We start from the raw sequence: 15548 nt of genomic DNA, 5'->3' as shown, positions 1-15548 counted from the left end.
AGTCATTTTTCTATTTTCAACGTCTCGGACTTCGCTGTAGCCCGGTACTCTGGTGAGTAAGCACATTGCACAGTACATGTTCCAGTCTCATAGACACCTGCACGGTCAATATAGTATTCTGTCTCCAAAACATGCTTACCCTTGGCAATACCATAATAATAGTAATTGGTAGAGAAATCTTTCGGAGAGCAATAAGCACCATTATAATACCCAGAGAGCTGTCGTACTGGTTCCATGCAGGCAGCACGACGGTCGAGTACCTGAACGAAGTCCAGATCACGTGTAGATGTTATCGTAATGCGCACCTTGATACGGTCTCCCACTTTGAGTGGAGAGTTTTGAGTGGAGAGTTTTGAGTTTCCTACAAATATCTCACGTTTCACTGTAATACCACTTTGGGCATCTTCCACTTCTGAGGTTTTCTGCATAAACTGTGCATAGACAGCACCCCATGAAGTACCAGTGGAAGTCTTCGTAGCAGTAAACTCACTGCCCTTCGGATCTTGAATAGCCGTTTTCACATAACCAACACCAGCAGTAGCCTTAGGTAGTTCTACTTGTTTTTGGTCGATGGCAAGGACCGTAGGCTCTTGCGATGCCAACAAATCGGTATGGTCAAAGAGGAACGCATAGATGGCATTGACACTATTGATAGGTGTGTCCCATAACTGGGTGCGTTTCTCCTGTAACAACCAGCGGCGCATCTCATCGATGGTCTTCGTATCGTTCGGTGTCACATATTTTATCGCTTCGATGGCAGCAACCTCTGTAGGAATCTTATAACTAAACCAAGAATATCCGGCACGACGGGTGTCATAATAGCGTCCCATCTCCTCTGTATACACGGTATACTCTTTCAGGCTCTTCACATAATTTTGAGCTTTCTGGACATCACCTTGTCGCAAGAGGATAACAGCAGTCATCGCCTTCTCATAAATAGTCTGGTTTTTGATATCTTTCTTCAGCAATGGCATCAAATAGTCATTCGCCTCTTTGACCTTGGCGGACAGTTTACGCTGATCAAGGGCATTGACATAAAGCCAACTAAGTGCCATGTGAGACGGGAAGGATGGCTTGTAACCTTTCTTTTCCCATTTCTTCATCTCATTTACCATCTTGACAATCTCATCATCCATGAAATCCATCGCACGAGTCTGAAGACGCTCAGCCTGTCCGTAGGTTCCTGTCATGACATGTAGACGTGCCAACATCTCCGCAACAGCCATCGTAATATAATTGCTGGAGGGCATGCCAGGATACCATGAGAAGCCTCCGTCTCTTTGCTGTAACGTCTGTAACTTCTCCATTGCAGATGACAAACGATTGGCAATACGATTGGCATCAAAGAAGTCGGCAAGACGTTGTTTCTGTTCAGCTTCCCTATCAGCATCATTCACCCAAGGTGTCTCTGCGAGGATGATATCCTTCAGTTCCTGATTTTTCTCTAATTGGCTTTGTAGAGATGTTTCATTACCTTCTTCCCTACGCCATTGTTCAAAGACACTCTTAGCCTTTGGGGTTTGATCAAGAATTGTCTTAGCTAGCATATTAGAATAATAAGCAGCGACCTGGTCTATCGCACTCTTCTCATATGGCTGACTCAACGCTGACAACGACTGAACCATCAGCCATGCAGGATTATTGGTATACTCGATGGTGAGTTTCTGTTGGGTAGTCCCTTTAGGGAAGAGTTTGGTCAGATCAACAGCCTTTACACCTGGTTCGTGCTGGGTAAACGGTACTGACTTCGTCACTCGTTCCTTGTCTGGCAGGATGGGAAGATAATGCTGTTCACCATCTGAGAAACTATCACCTTTCACTGTCATACGACAAATCAAAAGCGAATATTGTTCCGTGGGCTGATAAGAGAAAGTCGCATGTCCTGTTTTTCCTGCCTCCACCACAAAGGACTGCTGGTCAGAATAAACGACCTGTTCTGTCTCCGGGTCAAGCAATTCAATACGAGTCACGCCCTGTTGTGTCTGTTCGCTGATATTAAAGATCCGGGCGGAGAACTGTGCCATGTCACCCATGCGGACAAAGCGAGGCATGTTCGGTTGTATCATCACATCCTTTTGAGCAATGGTCTCTCCGCTCAGTTTTCCATATTGAATATCCGGAGTGATTGCAAGTCCCATAAATTTCCATGTCGTCAGACTCTCTGGTAACGTGAATTTCAAACACACATGTCCCTCTGCGTCTGCTATCATGGAGGGGTAGAAGAATGCTGTCTCCTCCATATTCTCACGGAGTTGAACGGACTCGTCTTTCGTTTCTTCCATCTTTTCCTCTCCTTCCTTTTCCACAGAATCAGCTTTGTCTTGTACCACCTGTTTGGCAACAGCATTTTCACCAGGTGCCACTGATGCTGCCATCAATACGGGTGCCTCTTCAAGAACCATTTCATCTGATGATGCTTTCCTGAGTACTTTACCTCCAAGCATCGCTCTTCCATAAGCGGTATAACGAGAAGGGAACACATCATGATCAAGAAGACTGAAGTCCAGGTCAGGAACACGCACCGTAGTCGGAGCCTTCTCACCAGATGCAGACCTACTTCCAAACGACATGACATTCCATGAGGATGAGGGAAGCGGGGTATAGGTATTAGGATAGAATCCCCAATAATGATGGACAAGTTGATCGAGGCTCTTGTCATATAGAACTGCCATTAACTGAGCGTCGGCAGCTTTACCGTCCTTGTCCTTTATGGACAAACGCCACTCCTCCTGTTGACCAGGCTTCAATCTGTCACGGAAAGTTTCCCATTTCAGCGTCAGGTGCTTATCGGGCAAGGGGCGTCCAATAGTCGTTGAATGTTGATAACTCTTTCCATCCTTTACCCAAGCATAAGTAATGAACAAGCCATTGCCATACTCCTCCTGATAGGTAAACTTACGATTCAACAAAGAACAGTTCTCACGGATGAAGCCTTGCTCTATCACCTTATTACCAGACATGATCTCATAGGCAATATACAAATCGGGGTCGGAAGAGCCCACCTGTAGAGTAACCGGTTTTCCATCATTTGGGAAACGAGAGTCACTCACATAGAACCAGTCTTTAGTCTCTGTAGCAGGTTTCTTATCATCCAAGCCGAAAATGATGAATTTGATTTTCACTGAATCTCTTTCGCAGGCAGCCTCCAAGCGATGCTCTCCACTCTTTAATTGAGCGTTGAGAATAGAAAGAGGAGTATTGGCTGCACCATTTTTCCAAACGCCATCGTCAATACGATAGCGAACCGTTCCCTCTATCTCACTGCCAGCCGCATTCCTTCGATAGAATGTCACTGGCTTCATCTGGTCGCGGCGGATGCGCTGAGGCACATCACATGTCAAGGCAGTAGGTCGGGTTCCTAATGACAAGCTCTTTGTTCCACCATGTGTCTCCCCTGCCTGATCTGTCACGTCTGCCTCAACCTCAAAAGTATAGAACATCGGAGTATTTCCATCGTCCTTCGGAAGTACCATTGGCATCCTCACGTCAAAAGTACCGTCATCCTTTGTCGTCGTCTCCTCCGTCAGCAATGTCTCAGTATCTGTTCCATGTCCCATATACCCGACATTCCAATACCATGAGTAAGTCATCCACCAATAGGCGACTCGACGCCGGACCGTATATTTCACTTTGGCATCCTGGACAGGAACACCAGCATAGCTCATCGCCTTGCCCTGAACGGTTATGGTATCGCCAGCTTTGTAAGACTCTTTATATTCCGAGAAAGAGACCTCATAAGTTGGACGTTTATATTCCTCCACCCGGAAACTATGACTCGTCCCATTCAAATTAATTCTGAAACTACCGTTCCTGGAGCCTGTAGGCAATGTGAAATCTGCAAAACACTTACCAAAGCGGTCTGTCACGACACGTTTCTCTGCCACCGTCTTATAATTAGCATCCCGCAATGTCATCGTCATGGTCTTATCTGCCACGGCATCTGTTTTCACATGGTCCGTCAAAGCATAGACAATAGCCGCCACATGGACAGTCTGCCCCGGGCGATAAATAGCACGGTCGGTATAGAGATGAGTATACTCCCTACGGTTGTTATCCTCATAGAAATGGAAATTGTCCGAGGCACCCGTCTCAGGGCATGCTTGGTCCTTAAGGGTATAGGCAAATACCTCATGTCTTCTCTCCTTTGCAAACCGGTACGTAACCTCGCCCTCAGCATTCGTCTCCAGAATTACTGGCTCCTTATTCTTTTCATCATCATAATAGTAATTAGGTGTGATCCTAATTTTCGCGCCTTTCACAGGTTGCCCCGTCTGAGTATTCACTACAATATAACGCATAACGGACTCCGGGTTACCGATAGCTAATAACCTAAGTCCTGTCACATAGTACAACAGCCGATAGACTTCCGTACCAGGAGTCGTTGCAAACTCCAAAAGATAGACACCTGCAGGCAGTCCTTTTAGCTGGAGAGAATCCTTGAACTCCTCATAATCGGGTCTGACAGGGAACGCCAGACTCTGGGTTGCATCCTTCACCTCAATCAATTGTCCTTTGATCTTCTCATAGTCTTCCGAATAATTAGGATTGAGGTCTGTATCACCTTTTAAGTCTGTACGGAAAACACGCATCGTCAACGCGTTCAGATGGCGCAACCCGTAAAGGCTCACTGTTTGAGCGAGATTGGGTGCCTGAACATAGTTGGGAATATTAGCAAAGAACTTTGATGTTATAAGTCTCGCCTTGTTATTGCGTAACTCGCCTATTCGTTTCCATTGGCTCCATCGCTCGACAGCCATATCCAGATATGCTACCTTTTCCGCTGCTGTGACACCATTGAGTTTCCACATCTGATGATAGCGGGCAATGGCAACCTCACCAGCTACGGGAAGATCCTGGTATTGGTTGATAAGAGAATCCAATCGATCAATATAGTTTTTCGTATCTGTCGATTGGTTCTCCTCCATCATAAGGAGAGCCGTCAGACAGGCCGCACGACGGTTACCAGTCTTCTCATAATAGGTATGCATCCATTCCCATGCACCTAACTCATAACCGACGACGCTAAGCATGTCGTGATCATAGATGTCGGCGTCTTTTCCTATCTCCACAAAGGGCTCATAGCTTTTGTCTTTTACTTGCCCTAGAGCATCGGGATGTGCCAATGCCTTCTCACGGTAAGTACGAACTTTCTTTTCCAAATCGTCCTTACTCAAAGAAGGGTTATCTCGATAGATCCTATAGAGGACTACATCATATACTGACCGCAACACAACGTCACTGACAGCCGCCTCCTTTTTCTCCAGACGCTTTACGGCAGGAGCCAATGAGTCCGGGGCTATCTCGTTCTGCATACGCACATGATATAGGGAAGCTTTTAACAATTGTCCGTAAGCTTTCTCCTCTATGGCCTTTTCCTCTATGGCAGTCAGGTGTTTGATAGCAGTTTGGGGTAAATCTTCATTCTCTGCTTTTTGCACCTGTTTCCATAGGTCACGATAGTTTTGACCGAAAATCCACATAGGCATGAACATTAAAACAGCTATAAGGGTTAAAACTTTCTGTTTCATTTCTCATTCGTTTTAAGTATATTGATATGCAAAGATAGGAGAAATATACTGAACAACCAATTCCTTTAACGAGATTTAGGGATTCTTCGCAAGCGAAGCGTACTAAAGAAACGATTTCTTCGCAAGCGAAGCGTACTAAAGAAACGGTTACATAGAATATCTTCGATGATAAAGGATAGTCTGAACGACCCCTCTCATCGCGATATAGATAACCATCGACAGCCACAGCCCATGATTACCCATTTGTCCCATCAATCCTGTTACACCAAGAAAGAACACTATTGCCGCAATGCATGATGACACCAGCATGTCACGAGTGGCAGTGATACCGATGAAGATACCATCCCAGATAAAAGGAGCAACACCTACGATGGGAATCAGATAAGCCCACCACACATACTCCCGGGAGGCTTCCACCACATTAGGCTCATCTGTCAACACTCGCAAGAAAGGCATCCCGCCAAAGACATATACTGCTGTAAAAAAGACAACCATAGCACCACCCCAAACAAACAAGTGACTGACAATTTCCTGGAATGCTTTTGTATTATGTGCTCCCCAATATCTGCCCCCTAATGCCTCTCCTGCATAGGCAAAGCCATCCATAAAATATGAGAAGAAGAGATATAGTTGCATCAACAAGGTATTTACCGCAAGGATAACAGCCCCCTGCCGCGCTCCTGCCGAAGTGAAATAAAGATTGACAGCAACCAGGAAAAGGGTGCGTAGGAAAATGTCACGATTAACTCGGAAGAAGGCAAGCCAGTCGACAAATTTCTCTTTCATCAACGACCCTTGCCAATGTGACAGACGGCGATAATACCGCCACCATAGTCCGATAGCGGCAAACAACCCCGCATATTGCGCTATGACGGTTCCCAAGGCAACACCCTCGACTTTCATTCCCAAGCCATAAACCAGCGACAGGGAGGCGAGGATATTCACCACATTCTGCATGATGGAAATGAGCATCGGTATTCTGGAGTTCTGCATCCCGATAAACCAACCACTAAGAGAATAGAGGCCTAAGACAGCAGGAGCCCCCCACACTACAATATTAAAATAGGTAATAGCAAGTAAACGGACATCTGCCGTAGGACTGATAAACCACAGCATGACCTCCCGCAGCGGATACTGGAAGATGATAACGGTAAGAGATATCACCAACGATACAACGACAGAACGCAACAAAAGTCGCATCACTTCCTGCAAATCCCTTCTACCACGAGCCTGTGCCGTCATCCCACTGGTTCCCATCCTTAGAAATGCAAACACCCAATATACCAGACTGAAAATCATAGAGCCCACTGCAATGGCACCTATATAGGCAGCATTACCCATATGTCCCACAATAGCAGTATCGACCAGTCCCAACAGGGGAACTGTGATATTCGTCACGATAGCAGGAAGGGCTATCCGCAGGATTTGTTGGTCTCTCTGATTCATTTTTTGTGCAAATATAGCATTTTTTCAATAAAAAACACTATCTTTGCGACAAAATACAAACGAGCAACGCTATGGAAATGAAAAACAAGAAATCTACATGGGCTGCCCTTGCCACCATAGGAGTTACTGCAATAGCAGCAGGAACGACAGCTGTTGTGAAGATCCGTCAGAAGAGAGAAGAAGCAAGGAAACGTGCAGAACAAAAAAGACAAAAAGAGAAAGAAGCCCAATCACTAAAATTGACCCCAGAGCAGATGATGGTGTACAACGAAGCTATCAGGAAGTTTATCACACTCAACAACCGTATCTTCGACTTGCGCCATTACCAGAAAGAGGTACAACCATTAATCCAGATGCTTGCCACTGGGAAGGCTGTCGACGAGGACTCGCTGACAGGTATTGAGGAGGTGGACCTGCTTTGCCACGATATCCGGATGTTTGTCAACCGTCAGTTGCCGTTTATCAGCACCTGTATAGGAGTCATCAGTGAGGGAGATTCTTATGTGGACTTTGTCCATGGTCCTATCAACGGGAAGTTTGACAAAGAACTGGATCGTGAAGAAGACGGTCACGATGTAGCTGACGGCACACCTATCAAACACGTATTGAAATTAGGCTATTACTTCCCTGAGTCTACGATTGCAGCTTATCCTGTCAAATCCATTGTCACCGTATGATTAACCGAGAGCTGTTAGCACCGAAATCCATTGCAGTCATAGGTGGGTCAAACAATATCCACAAACCAGGTGGAGCGATTGTCCGCAATATCCTACAAGGAGGATATGAGGGTACCTTGCGTATCGTCAACCCCAAGGAGGACGAGGTACAGGGCATCAAAGTATTCCACGATGTCCGTGAGTTGCCACCCACAGAACTTGCCATCCTTGTGATTCCCGCCAAGTTCTGTCCTGATACGGTAGAAATACTTACCAAGGAGAAGGACACCAAGGCGTTCATCATCATCTCCGCCGGTTTTGGTGAAGAGACAAAGGCTGGTGCGGAAATGGAGCAGCGTATCCTTGACACTTGCGAACAATATGGTGCGGCACTGATTGGGCCGAACTGTATCGGGCTGCTGAACCGCAATCATCACAGTGTGTTCACACAACCTATCCCGAAACTCCATCCCAAAGGTGTAGACTTCGTCAGTGGTTCTGGTGCTACTGCGGTATTCATTTTGGAGAGTGCTGTCATCAAGGGTTTGCAGTTCAACAGTGTATGGTCGATTGGGAATGGTAAGCAGATTGGTATTGAGGATGTGCTTCAATATATGGACGAGCACTTCAATGCTGAGACAGACTCACTTGTCAAGTTGCTTTATATCGAGAATATTTCCAATCCTGACAAACTGCTGTTCCATGCCTGCAGTCTTATCCGTAAGGGATGTCGCATTGCCGCCATCAAGGCAGGTAGCAGTGAGAGTGGCAGTCGTGCCGCATCAAGTCATACAGGTGCCATCGCATCCAGTGACTCTGCAGTAGAGGCGCTGTTCCGAAAGGCAGGTATTGTGCGCTGTCATAGTCGGGAGGAACTGACCACCGTAGGATGTATCTTCACGCTACCACCACTGACTGGTAAGCGTTTCGCCATCGTCACCCATGCCGGAGGTCCTGGCGTGATGCTAACAGACGCCTTGTCGAAGGGAGGGTTAATTGTTCCCAAGCTCGAAGGCGAGGCTGCCGAGGAATTGAAGGAGAAGCTCTTTCCTGGCTCCAGCGTGGCAAATCCTATTGATATTCTCGCCACAGGCACACCAGAGCAATTGGGACTGACCATCGATTATTGTGAGACACGTTTTGATGACATTGACGCTATCGCTGTTATCTATGGTACTCCCGGACTGACGACACTCTATCAAGCCTATGAGATGCTTCACCAGAAAATTCAGGAATGCAAAAAGCCAATCTTTCCTATCCTACCCAGCCTGCATACGGCAGGACCGGAGGTTGCCGAGTTCTTGGCGAAGGGACATGTCAACTTCTCTGACGAGGTGACCCTTGCAACAGCACTCTCGCAGATTATGCAGACACCGCCACCGGCTCCACCTGAGGTACAACTCTATGGTATTGACATTCCCCGTCTCGCCAAGATCATCATGGGTATTGACAGCAACGGCTATGTCCCGCCACAGACTGTCCGCGAAATACTTAGCTGTGCAGGTATACCTCTTGTACCAGAAATGGTTTCCTCTTCAAAAGAAGAACTCATCGCCTTTGCCCAAAAGGTTGGTTACCCTGTCGTAGCGAAAGTGGTGGGTCCAGTCCACAAAAGTGACGTAGGCGGTGTAACATTAAACATCCGTACGCCAGAACATCTCGCTTTGGAGTTCAATCGCATGATACAGATAAAAGATGCCACCGCCGTCATGGTGCAGAAAATGATAAAAGGTACCGAACTCTTTATCGGCGCGAAGTACGAGGAGCGTTTCGGGCATGTCGTACTATGTGGCTTAGGTGGTATTTTCGTTGAAGTACTAAAAGACGTGCAGTCTGGTCTTGCTCCACTTTCCTATGCGGAGGCATACTCCATGATACATTCCCTCCGTGGCTATAAAATAATAAAAGGTACGCGTGGGCAACGGGGAGTCAATGAACAGAAATTCGCGGAGATTGTCGTCCGCCTCTCTACACTTTTACGCTTCGCCACAGAAATCAAGGAGATTGACATCAACCCCCTTCTTGCCGACGAGAATGATGTCATTGCTGTGGATGCGCGTATTCTCATTGAGAAATAGACGCACTCACAACTGTCGCACGACTCCTGTCCGAGATATTAGTCTTCTAATGGTGCGTTCCTCAATTGCTCCAAAGCGCGACAAAGCTGATCGGGGCAAGATGTGCCTTTGGCTCCACAACGAATGCCGTTGATTTTAGGAATCACATCTTCAATGCGTTGTCCTTTTACCAGTTGACTGATTCCCTGAAGGTTACCATTACAGCCTCCAAGGAAGAATACTTGTTGGATAACGTTGTTCTCGTCGGCAGTCACGTCAATCATCTTTGAACAGGTGCCGTGTGTCTCGTATTGTACGTGTTTTGTTTTCATATCGCAGGCAAAGATACAACTTTTTTCCTGAATTTGGTCGAAAGACAGGGGTTATTTCGTCGAAAGCGGTTTGGTACATGTAGTTATTATGCCTACCTTTGCGTCAGAAATAAGAACAAAAAAGAAATAGAACATGAAAAAAGTAATCTTCACCATCATGATGAGTCTCTTCGCCACACTGGTAATGGCTCAGAAAACTGTTATCACGGGAATACTCGTTGACTCTACCCTCCAAGAAGCAGAGCCTTATGCCACTGTTCGTATCTTCAAGGCTGGCAAGCAACAGAAGCCTGCCGCTATGGGACTGACAGACCTGGAAGGACGTTTCCGCCAGGAGGTCAGTGGCAGCGGGAAGTATATAGTACAGTTAAGCAGCGTTGGCAAACGTGATGCTGTACGACAGATCACTTTAGGTAAAGAGCAGAAGATAGACCTTGGCACCATCCTTATCAGTGAGGATGCCCAGATGCTGCAAGGCGTAGAGATTGTCGCCCAGAAGCCTTTGGTTAAAATGGAAGTCGATAAGATGTCATATAATGTACAGGAGGATGCCGACTCCAAGGCATCCACCGTGCTGGACATGTTACGCAAAGTACCTATGGTGACTGTTGACGGCGAGGATAATATCTCCGTCAACGGCTCCACCTCCTTCAAGGTATATGTGGACGGAAAGCCTAATATGATGATGTCGTCAGCACCTAGTCAGGTCTTCAAGGCAATGCCTGCCTCAATGGTAAAGAACATTGAGGTAGTCACCAACCCTGGTGCCAAGTATGATGCAGAGGGTGGTGCCGGAGTCCTGAATATCGTCATGAACAAAGAGGCAGCAACTGCGATGGGTGGTGGCAGCATGGATGGTTACAATGGTAATATCCGTGCCCAAGTTGGTAATAAAAGCTGGGGCGGCAGTGCCTTTGTCAGTGGACAGAAGGGCAAGCTGTCGTTTAGTGCCAACGCTATGTATAATCACTCGAATCCTGGTGAGACCGTAACAACGATGGAACGGGAGCAGATTGGTGCTGTGTCATCCACGATGACTACATCATCCACCTCCAAACCCAAAACACCCTTTACGATGGGTAACCTGACGATGAGCTATGAGGTAGACTCGATGAGTACCTTAGGACTGACTGCGGGTATCACCTCCTTCCATGTGAAGAACAATGGTTATAGCACGACCAATATGGGCGGTGGTATTTATGGCAACGGCTATTTTTACGGCACCACTACCGACATGAAGATGAGCCGTACCTCCTTCAATGGGAGTATTGACTACCAGCGTTTCCTTAACAAAGCGCGCACCAGCAGTCTGACACTGACTTACCAATTGACATATGCGCCCACCAATAATAAGATGGATAATAAGTTCGACCTGACCGATACACAAAACACTTGGATAGATCTTACTGACCGTTATTCTGATAATGAGGAGCGCACCACAGACCATATTTTCCAAGCAGACTACACCACTCCATTAGGCAAAAACAATACATTGAATGCCGGTTTGAAGTTCAGCCATCGTAAGGCAACTTCTGAGGCTTTGTATTATCTCGCTGATGTCTATGCTGAGGAACTTAGCTCGGAATACGACTACAAAAACAGCATCCTCGCCGGCTATGCCGAGTTCGTCAGTAAATTTGGGAAATGGGGAACTAAAGCTGGACTGCGCTATGAGCAGACATGGCAGAACGTCGCTTACCGTCTGGGTAACGGAGCTGATTTTAAAACGAACTATGGCAATCTGGTTCCATCCGCCAGTCTGACCTATAACTTCGCTCCCACCACAAACATCGGACTGACTTACAACATGCGTATCTCACGTCCTGGTATCAGCTACCTGAACCCTTACGTAGACCGCTCTAATCCTACGGCACTGACCTATGGTAATCCTAATTTGGACACAGAGAAGTTGCACAACATCGGACTGGTATTCAATACCTTCTCTTCCAAACTGATGCTCAACGTCAACCTACGTCATAGTTTTACGGATAACGCCATCGAACAATTCTCCTTCTATGACGACAACAACCTGTTAAACACCACCTATGACAATACTGCAAAAAATCATGTGACCAGCCTCAACGTATATGCCAACTGGTTGTTGCATAAGAACATGCGTATCTTCCTCAATGGTGGCATAGACTATAGCGACATGCGCTCAAAAGCTCTTGACCTGAAGAATAACGGATGGCATGCCAATGCTATGGTTGGACTCCAGCAGACACTACCAGCCAACTTCAAACTCGGTGCCTACCTGATTACCTCCACCAAGAGATACAACCTACAGGGATGGAGTACCGGTTTCAACATCCTGACTGCAAATATCTCCAAGAACTTCTTCGACGACAAGCTGACCCTCACTTTGTCTGGAATGACAGGTATTGGCAATGGCAGTAAACTGAATATCGAGAACTACTCACACGGCAAAGATTTCACCAACCATATGCAGATCAAAGTGCCTATGCAGAGTTTTTCCTTCAGCATCGCCTATAACTTCGGTAATACCAAGAAACAGTTCCGCCAGCACCAGAGCCGTGTAGAGAATGACTATATCGAGCACCAGAGCCAGAGTGAGACTATCAATAGTGCCCAGATGGGACAACAATAACGCATAGAGCTAATAGTTGAGAGTTTTGAGTGATTATTAAAATCTTTTTCGTACTTTTGCAGCAATGAAAATACATTTCACAAGACGCGACCTTGAATTGCTGGGAATACAAATCGTAGTGTGGCTGGTACTGATGCTGGTACCCGCCATCACTACGTTTTTCAGTACACATAACTGGCAGGATTCCTACCATGCTATGATGTACTCAATAAGGATTATCGCCATGCCCGCCGGCGTCTACTTCGCGAATTTCTGTATACTGATACCTCTTTGTTACTATCGTAACAGACGATGGTTGTTCTTCCTTGTCAATTTTCTATTCCTTTGTGGTACCGCATGGCACTATTTCTCTGTGGACCCACAAACCATCATGGACATGCAGCCCAATGAGCAATTTAAGAAAGCAACGCTTATAGGCTACTATGCCTCCACCGTTTTCTTCCTATTCGTATATGTTGCCTTGGCAGGACTTGCCCTACTGGTTCATCACTTAGTCAGGACCAAGGAAATCAAACGACAACTGGCAGAGGAGAAACAAAAACATACGGAGGCAGAATTGGAATGGTTGAAGAATCAGCTGAACCCCCATTTCCTCTTCAACACCCTGAATAATATCTCATCACTCGTACAGATTGACGCTGATCAGGCACAGGACTCCATCGCCCAACTAAGCGACCTGTTGCGCTATGCGATGTACGAGACCCGTCATGAGACTGTTCCACTAAAGGGGGAAGTGGAATTCATGCAGAACTATATCGACCTGATGCGGCTACGCTGCAACGAGCGGACAGAAGTTCTCGCTCAACTCTCAACATTCAACGCTCAACTAGAGGTAGCTCCCCTCCTCTTTATCTCACTGATTGAGAATGCCTTCAAACACGGAGTCAGCAGTGGACGGGACTCCCGTATCAATATCACTTTGACAACTGATGACCACCTTCTGACCTTTATCTGTGAGAACACCAACTACCCGAAGGACGAGCAGAACCGCAGCGGATCAGGGATTGGTATAGAGAACACCAAGCGTCGCTTGGAACTCATTTACAAAGACAAATACACATGGGAGCAATCCCTGCAAGATAACATCTATCACGTTAAAGTCACCATCCAGCTATGAGTCCTATCACCTGCATCATCGTCGATGACGAGCCCCTTGCCGTCAAGTTGTTGGAATCGTTCGTTACAAGAACACCCCAACTCCAGTTGGAGCATTCCTTTACCGATTCCGTAGAGGCACTGACCTGGCTGAAAGAGCATCCTGTCAACCTTGCCTTCATGGACATCCAGATGCCCGACTTGAATGGTATGGAACTGTCACACATGCTGCCAGAAGGTACCAAGATCATCTTCACGACCGCTTTCAAGGAATATGCCTTTGAGAGTTATGAGGTGAACGCTGTCGACTTCCTGTTGAAACCCATTCGCTATAACAAATTCATCGCTGCTGTGGAGAAAGCAGAGCGACTGATTAGCTTAGAGTCAAAAGTTGAGAACGTAGAGGGTTCACCCAAGAAGACCATGTTCATTCGCGTGGACGGAGAACTGCGACAGGTGAACTTTGAACATATCTTATATGTAGAAGGGATGAAAGACTATGTGCGTTTCCATGTGGAGGGTGAGTCACATCCGCTGACCACCCACATGACGATGAAAGCGGTAGAGGACACATTACCCACCGATACATTTATGCGTATCAACCGCTCGTATATCGTCCGACTGGATAAGATACGAACGGTCGACCGTAACCTCTGTGTCTATATCGGTGATGAGATTATCCGTGTCACCGATGCCTACCGGGAGGCTTTTGAGAATTATTGCTCAGGAAACTGCTGATAGATACGAAGACCGAAAGCCGCTGCCTCCGCATAGGCATATTCCATGATCTCAGAGATAGCATGCTCATAAGGAAGGGCATCCTGTACTTTCAACCAGAACAAGAACTCTACAGGTAAGCCTGTGGGAGTAGCATCCAACTGGTGGACCAGGATAGGTTTGTCCGCAAGAACCTTTTCCTGTTGGGAGAGCCATTGTTCCATGTGTTCACGATAGCGTGTCAGATTAGGGACACCCTCCTCGTCAAGTGTCAGGGAACGGAAGTCGATAAACACCTTTCTGACAGCCCTGCGCCCCATATTCTCCGTCATACCCTTCCAGTTCTGGAAAGAACCGTCTACCAAGGTCTGTGGTGTAACCGTGATGATAGTATTATCGAAGTTACGCACTTTGACCGTGGTCAGCGTAATCTCCTCCACCATACCGTCAGCTCCTGCCGATGGCACAGTGATGCGGTCGCCGACACGGACCATATCATTAGAAGTAAGGCGGATACCTGCCACCAGTCCTTTGATCGTATCCTGGAATGCCAACATCATTATGGCGGACGCAGCACCAAGTCCTGCCAACAAGGTTGACGGGTCTTTATCGATGACAATAGCAATCACGATAATGGTAGCGACGAAATACATAATGACCTTCAATACCCCACAAAGAGTATACATATATTGTTGCTTGGCTGTCCGCTTTTCACTATCCAATAGTTTCAGCGAGTCAATCATCTTACCCACCAACCGGACACTCATCACTGTGATATAGATAGCCGTCAGACGTGCCAGCACCTCATGAGTAGTGGCATACTCATCAAAGACAGAAGGCAGCAACATCCAGACGACGATAGCAGGAACGATCTGACAGGCAGCCCGGAGCACCTGCTCATTAAACACCACGTCATCCCACTTCGTCTCTGTCCGCCGTGTCAGTTTGATGACCCATGGAATCAACAACTTAAATAGCCATCCCACAAACCAAGCCAACAAGATGGCACCAACAACCAGAACGACATGACGAGCCAGAGATACCAACTCCAAGGGCAGTCCTGTCTGTATGAGCAACAGCTCTACGAAATTCTTTATCTCATTCATCAT

At 46.8% G+C, this 15548-nt stretch carries 9 protein-coding genes; 5 read left to right on the top strand and 4 right to left on the bottom strand.

Features of this window, described 5'->3' with window-relative positions:
- Positions 1 to 2: 2 nt before the first annotated feature.
- Complete coding sequence (locus BM257_RS04430) at positions 3 to 5528, bottom strand: alpha-2-macroglobulin family protein (protein ID WP_092068801.1); 5526 nt, start codon at positions 5526 to 5528, stop codon at positions 3 to 5.
- 147 nt (positions 5529 to 5675) lie between these two features.
- On the bottom strand, positions 5676 to 6974 hold the full coding sequence (locus tag BM257_RS04425; protein ID WP_092068798.1) for an MATE family efflux transporter: 1299 nt from the start codon (positions 6972 to 6974) through the stop codon (positions 5676 to 5678).
- Between the two features lie 77 nt (positions 6975 to 7051).
- On the opposite strand from BM257_RS04425, the gene BM257_RS04420 reads away from it, so the two are divergent.
- The gene (locus tag BM257_RS04420) at positions 7052 to 7651 is read left to right on the top strand and encodes a hypothetical protein (protein ID WP_143096745.1); all 600 of its coding nucleotides are present in this window, start codon (positions 7052 to 7054) and stop codon (positions 7649 to 7651) included.
- Complete coding sequence (locus tag BM257_RS04415; protein ID WP_092068792.1) at positions 7648 to 9708, top strand: acetate--CoA ligase family protein; 2061 nt, start codon at positions 7648 to 7650, stop codon at positions 9706 to 9708. Before BM257_RS04420 ends, BM257_RS04415 begins: the two co-directional genes overlap by 4 nt.
- Before the next feature lie 38 nt (positions 9709 to 9746).
- Here BM257_RS04415 and BM257_RS04410 read toward each other — a convergent pair whose 3' ends face one another.
- Positions 9747 to 10019, bottom strand: a complete 273-nt coding sequence (locus BM257_RS04410) for a TIGR03905 family TSCPD domain-containing protein (protein ID WP_092068789.1) — start codon at positions 10017 to 10019, stop codon at positions 9747 to 9749.
- A 133-nt stretch (positions 10020 to 10152) separates the two neighbouring features.
- On the opposite strand from BM257_RS04410, the gene BM257_RS04405 reads away from it, so the two are divergent.
- The 3 genes from BM257_RS04405 (at position 10153) to BM257_RS04395 (ending at position 14460) form a co-directional block, all read left to right on the top strand.
- Positions 10153 to 12627, top strand: coding sequence for a TonB-dependent receptor domain-containing protein (locus tag BM257_RS04405; protein ID WP_092068786.1), 2475 nt, complete (start codon positions 10153 to 10155; stop codon positions 12625 to 12627).
- A gap of 64 nt (positions 12628 to 12691) precedes the next feature.
- On the top strand, positions 12692 to 13744 hold the full coding sequence (locus tag BM257_RS04400; protein WP_092068783.1) for a sensor histidine kinase: 1053 nt from the start codon (positions 12692 to 12694) through the stop codon (positions 13742 to 13744).
- The gene (locus tag BM257_RS04395) at positions 13741 to 14460 is read left to right on the top strand and encodes a LytR/AlgR family response regulator transcription factor (RefSeq protein WP_092068780.1); all 720 of its coding nucleotides are present in this window, start codon (positions 13741 to 13743) and stop codon (positions 14458 to 14460) included. Before BM257_RS04400 ends, BM257_RS04395 begins: the two co-directional genes overlap by 4 nt.
- Here BM257_RS04395 and BM257_RS04390 read toward each other — a convergent pair.
- Positions 14439 to 15548 carry a mechanosensitive ion channel family protein gene (locus tag BM257_RS04390; protein ID WP_369821299.1) on the bottom strand — a complete coding sequence of 370 codons (1110 nt, stop codon included), beginning with the start codon at positions 15546 to 15548 and terminating at the stop codon, positions 14439 to 14441. The two genes, BM257_RS04395 and BM257_RS04390, sit on opposite strands and share 22 nt — an antisense overlap.

This window comes from Prevotella sp. tf2-5, from assembly GCF_900115435.1.
Lineage (GTDB): Bacteria > Bacteroidota > Bacteroidia > Bacteroidales > Bacteroidaceae > Prevotella.
The sequence above is the reverse complement of the archived record's forward strand: the minus strand, read 5'-3'. Positions and strand labels throughout refer to the sequence as shown.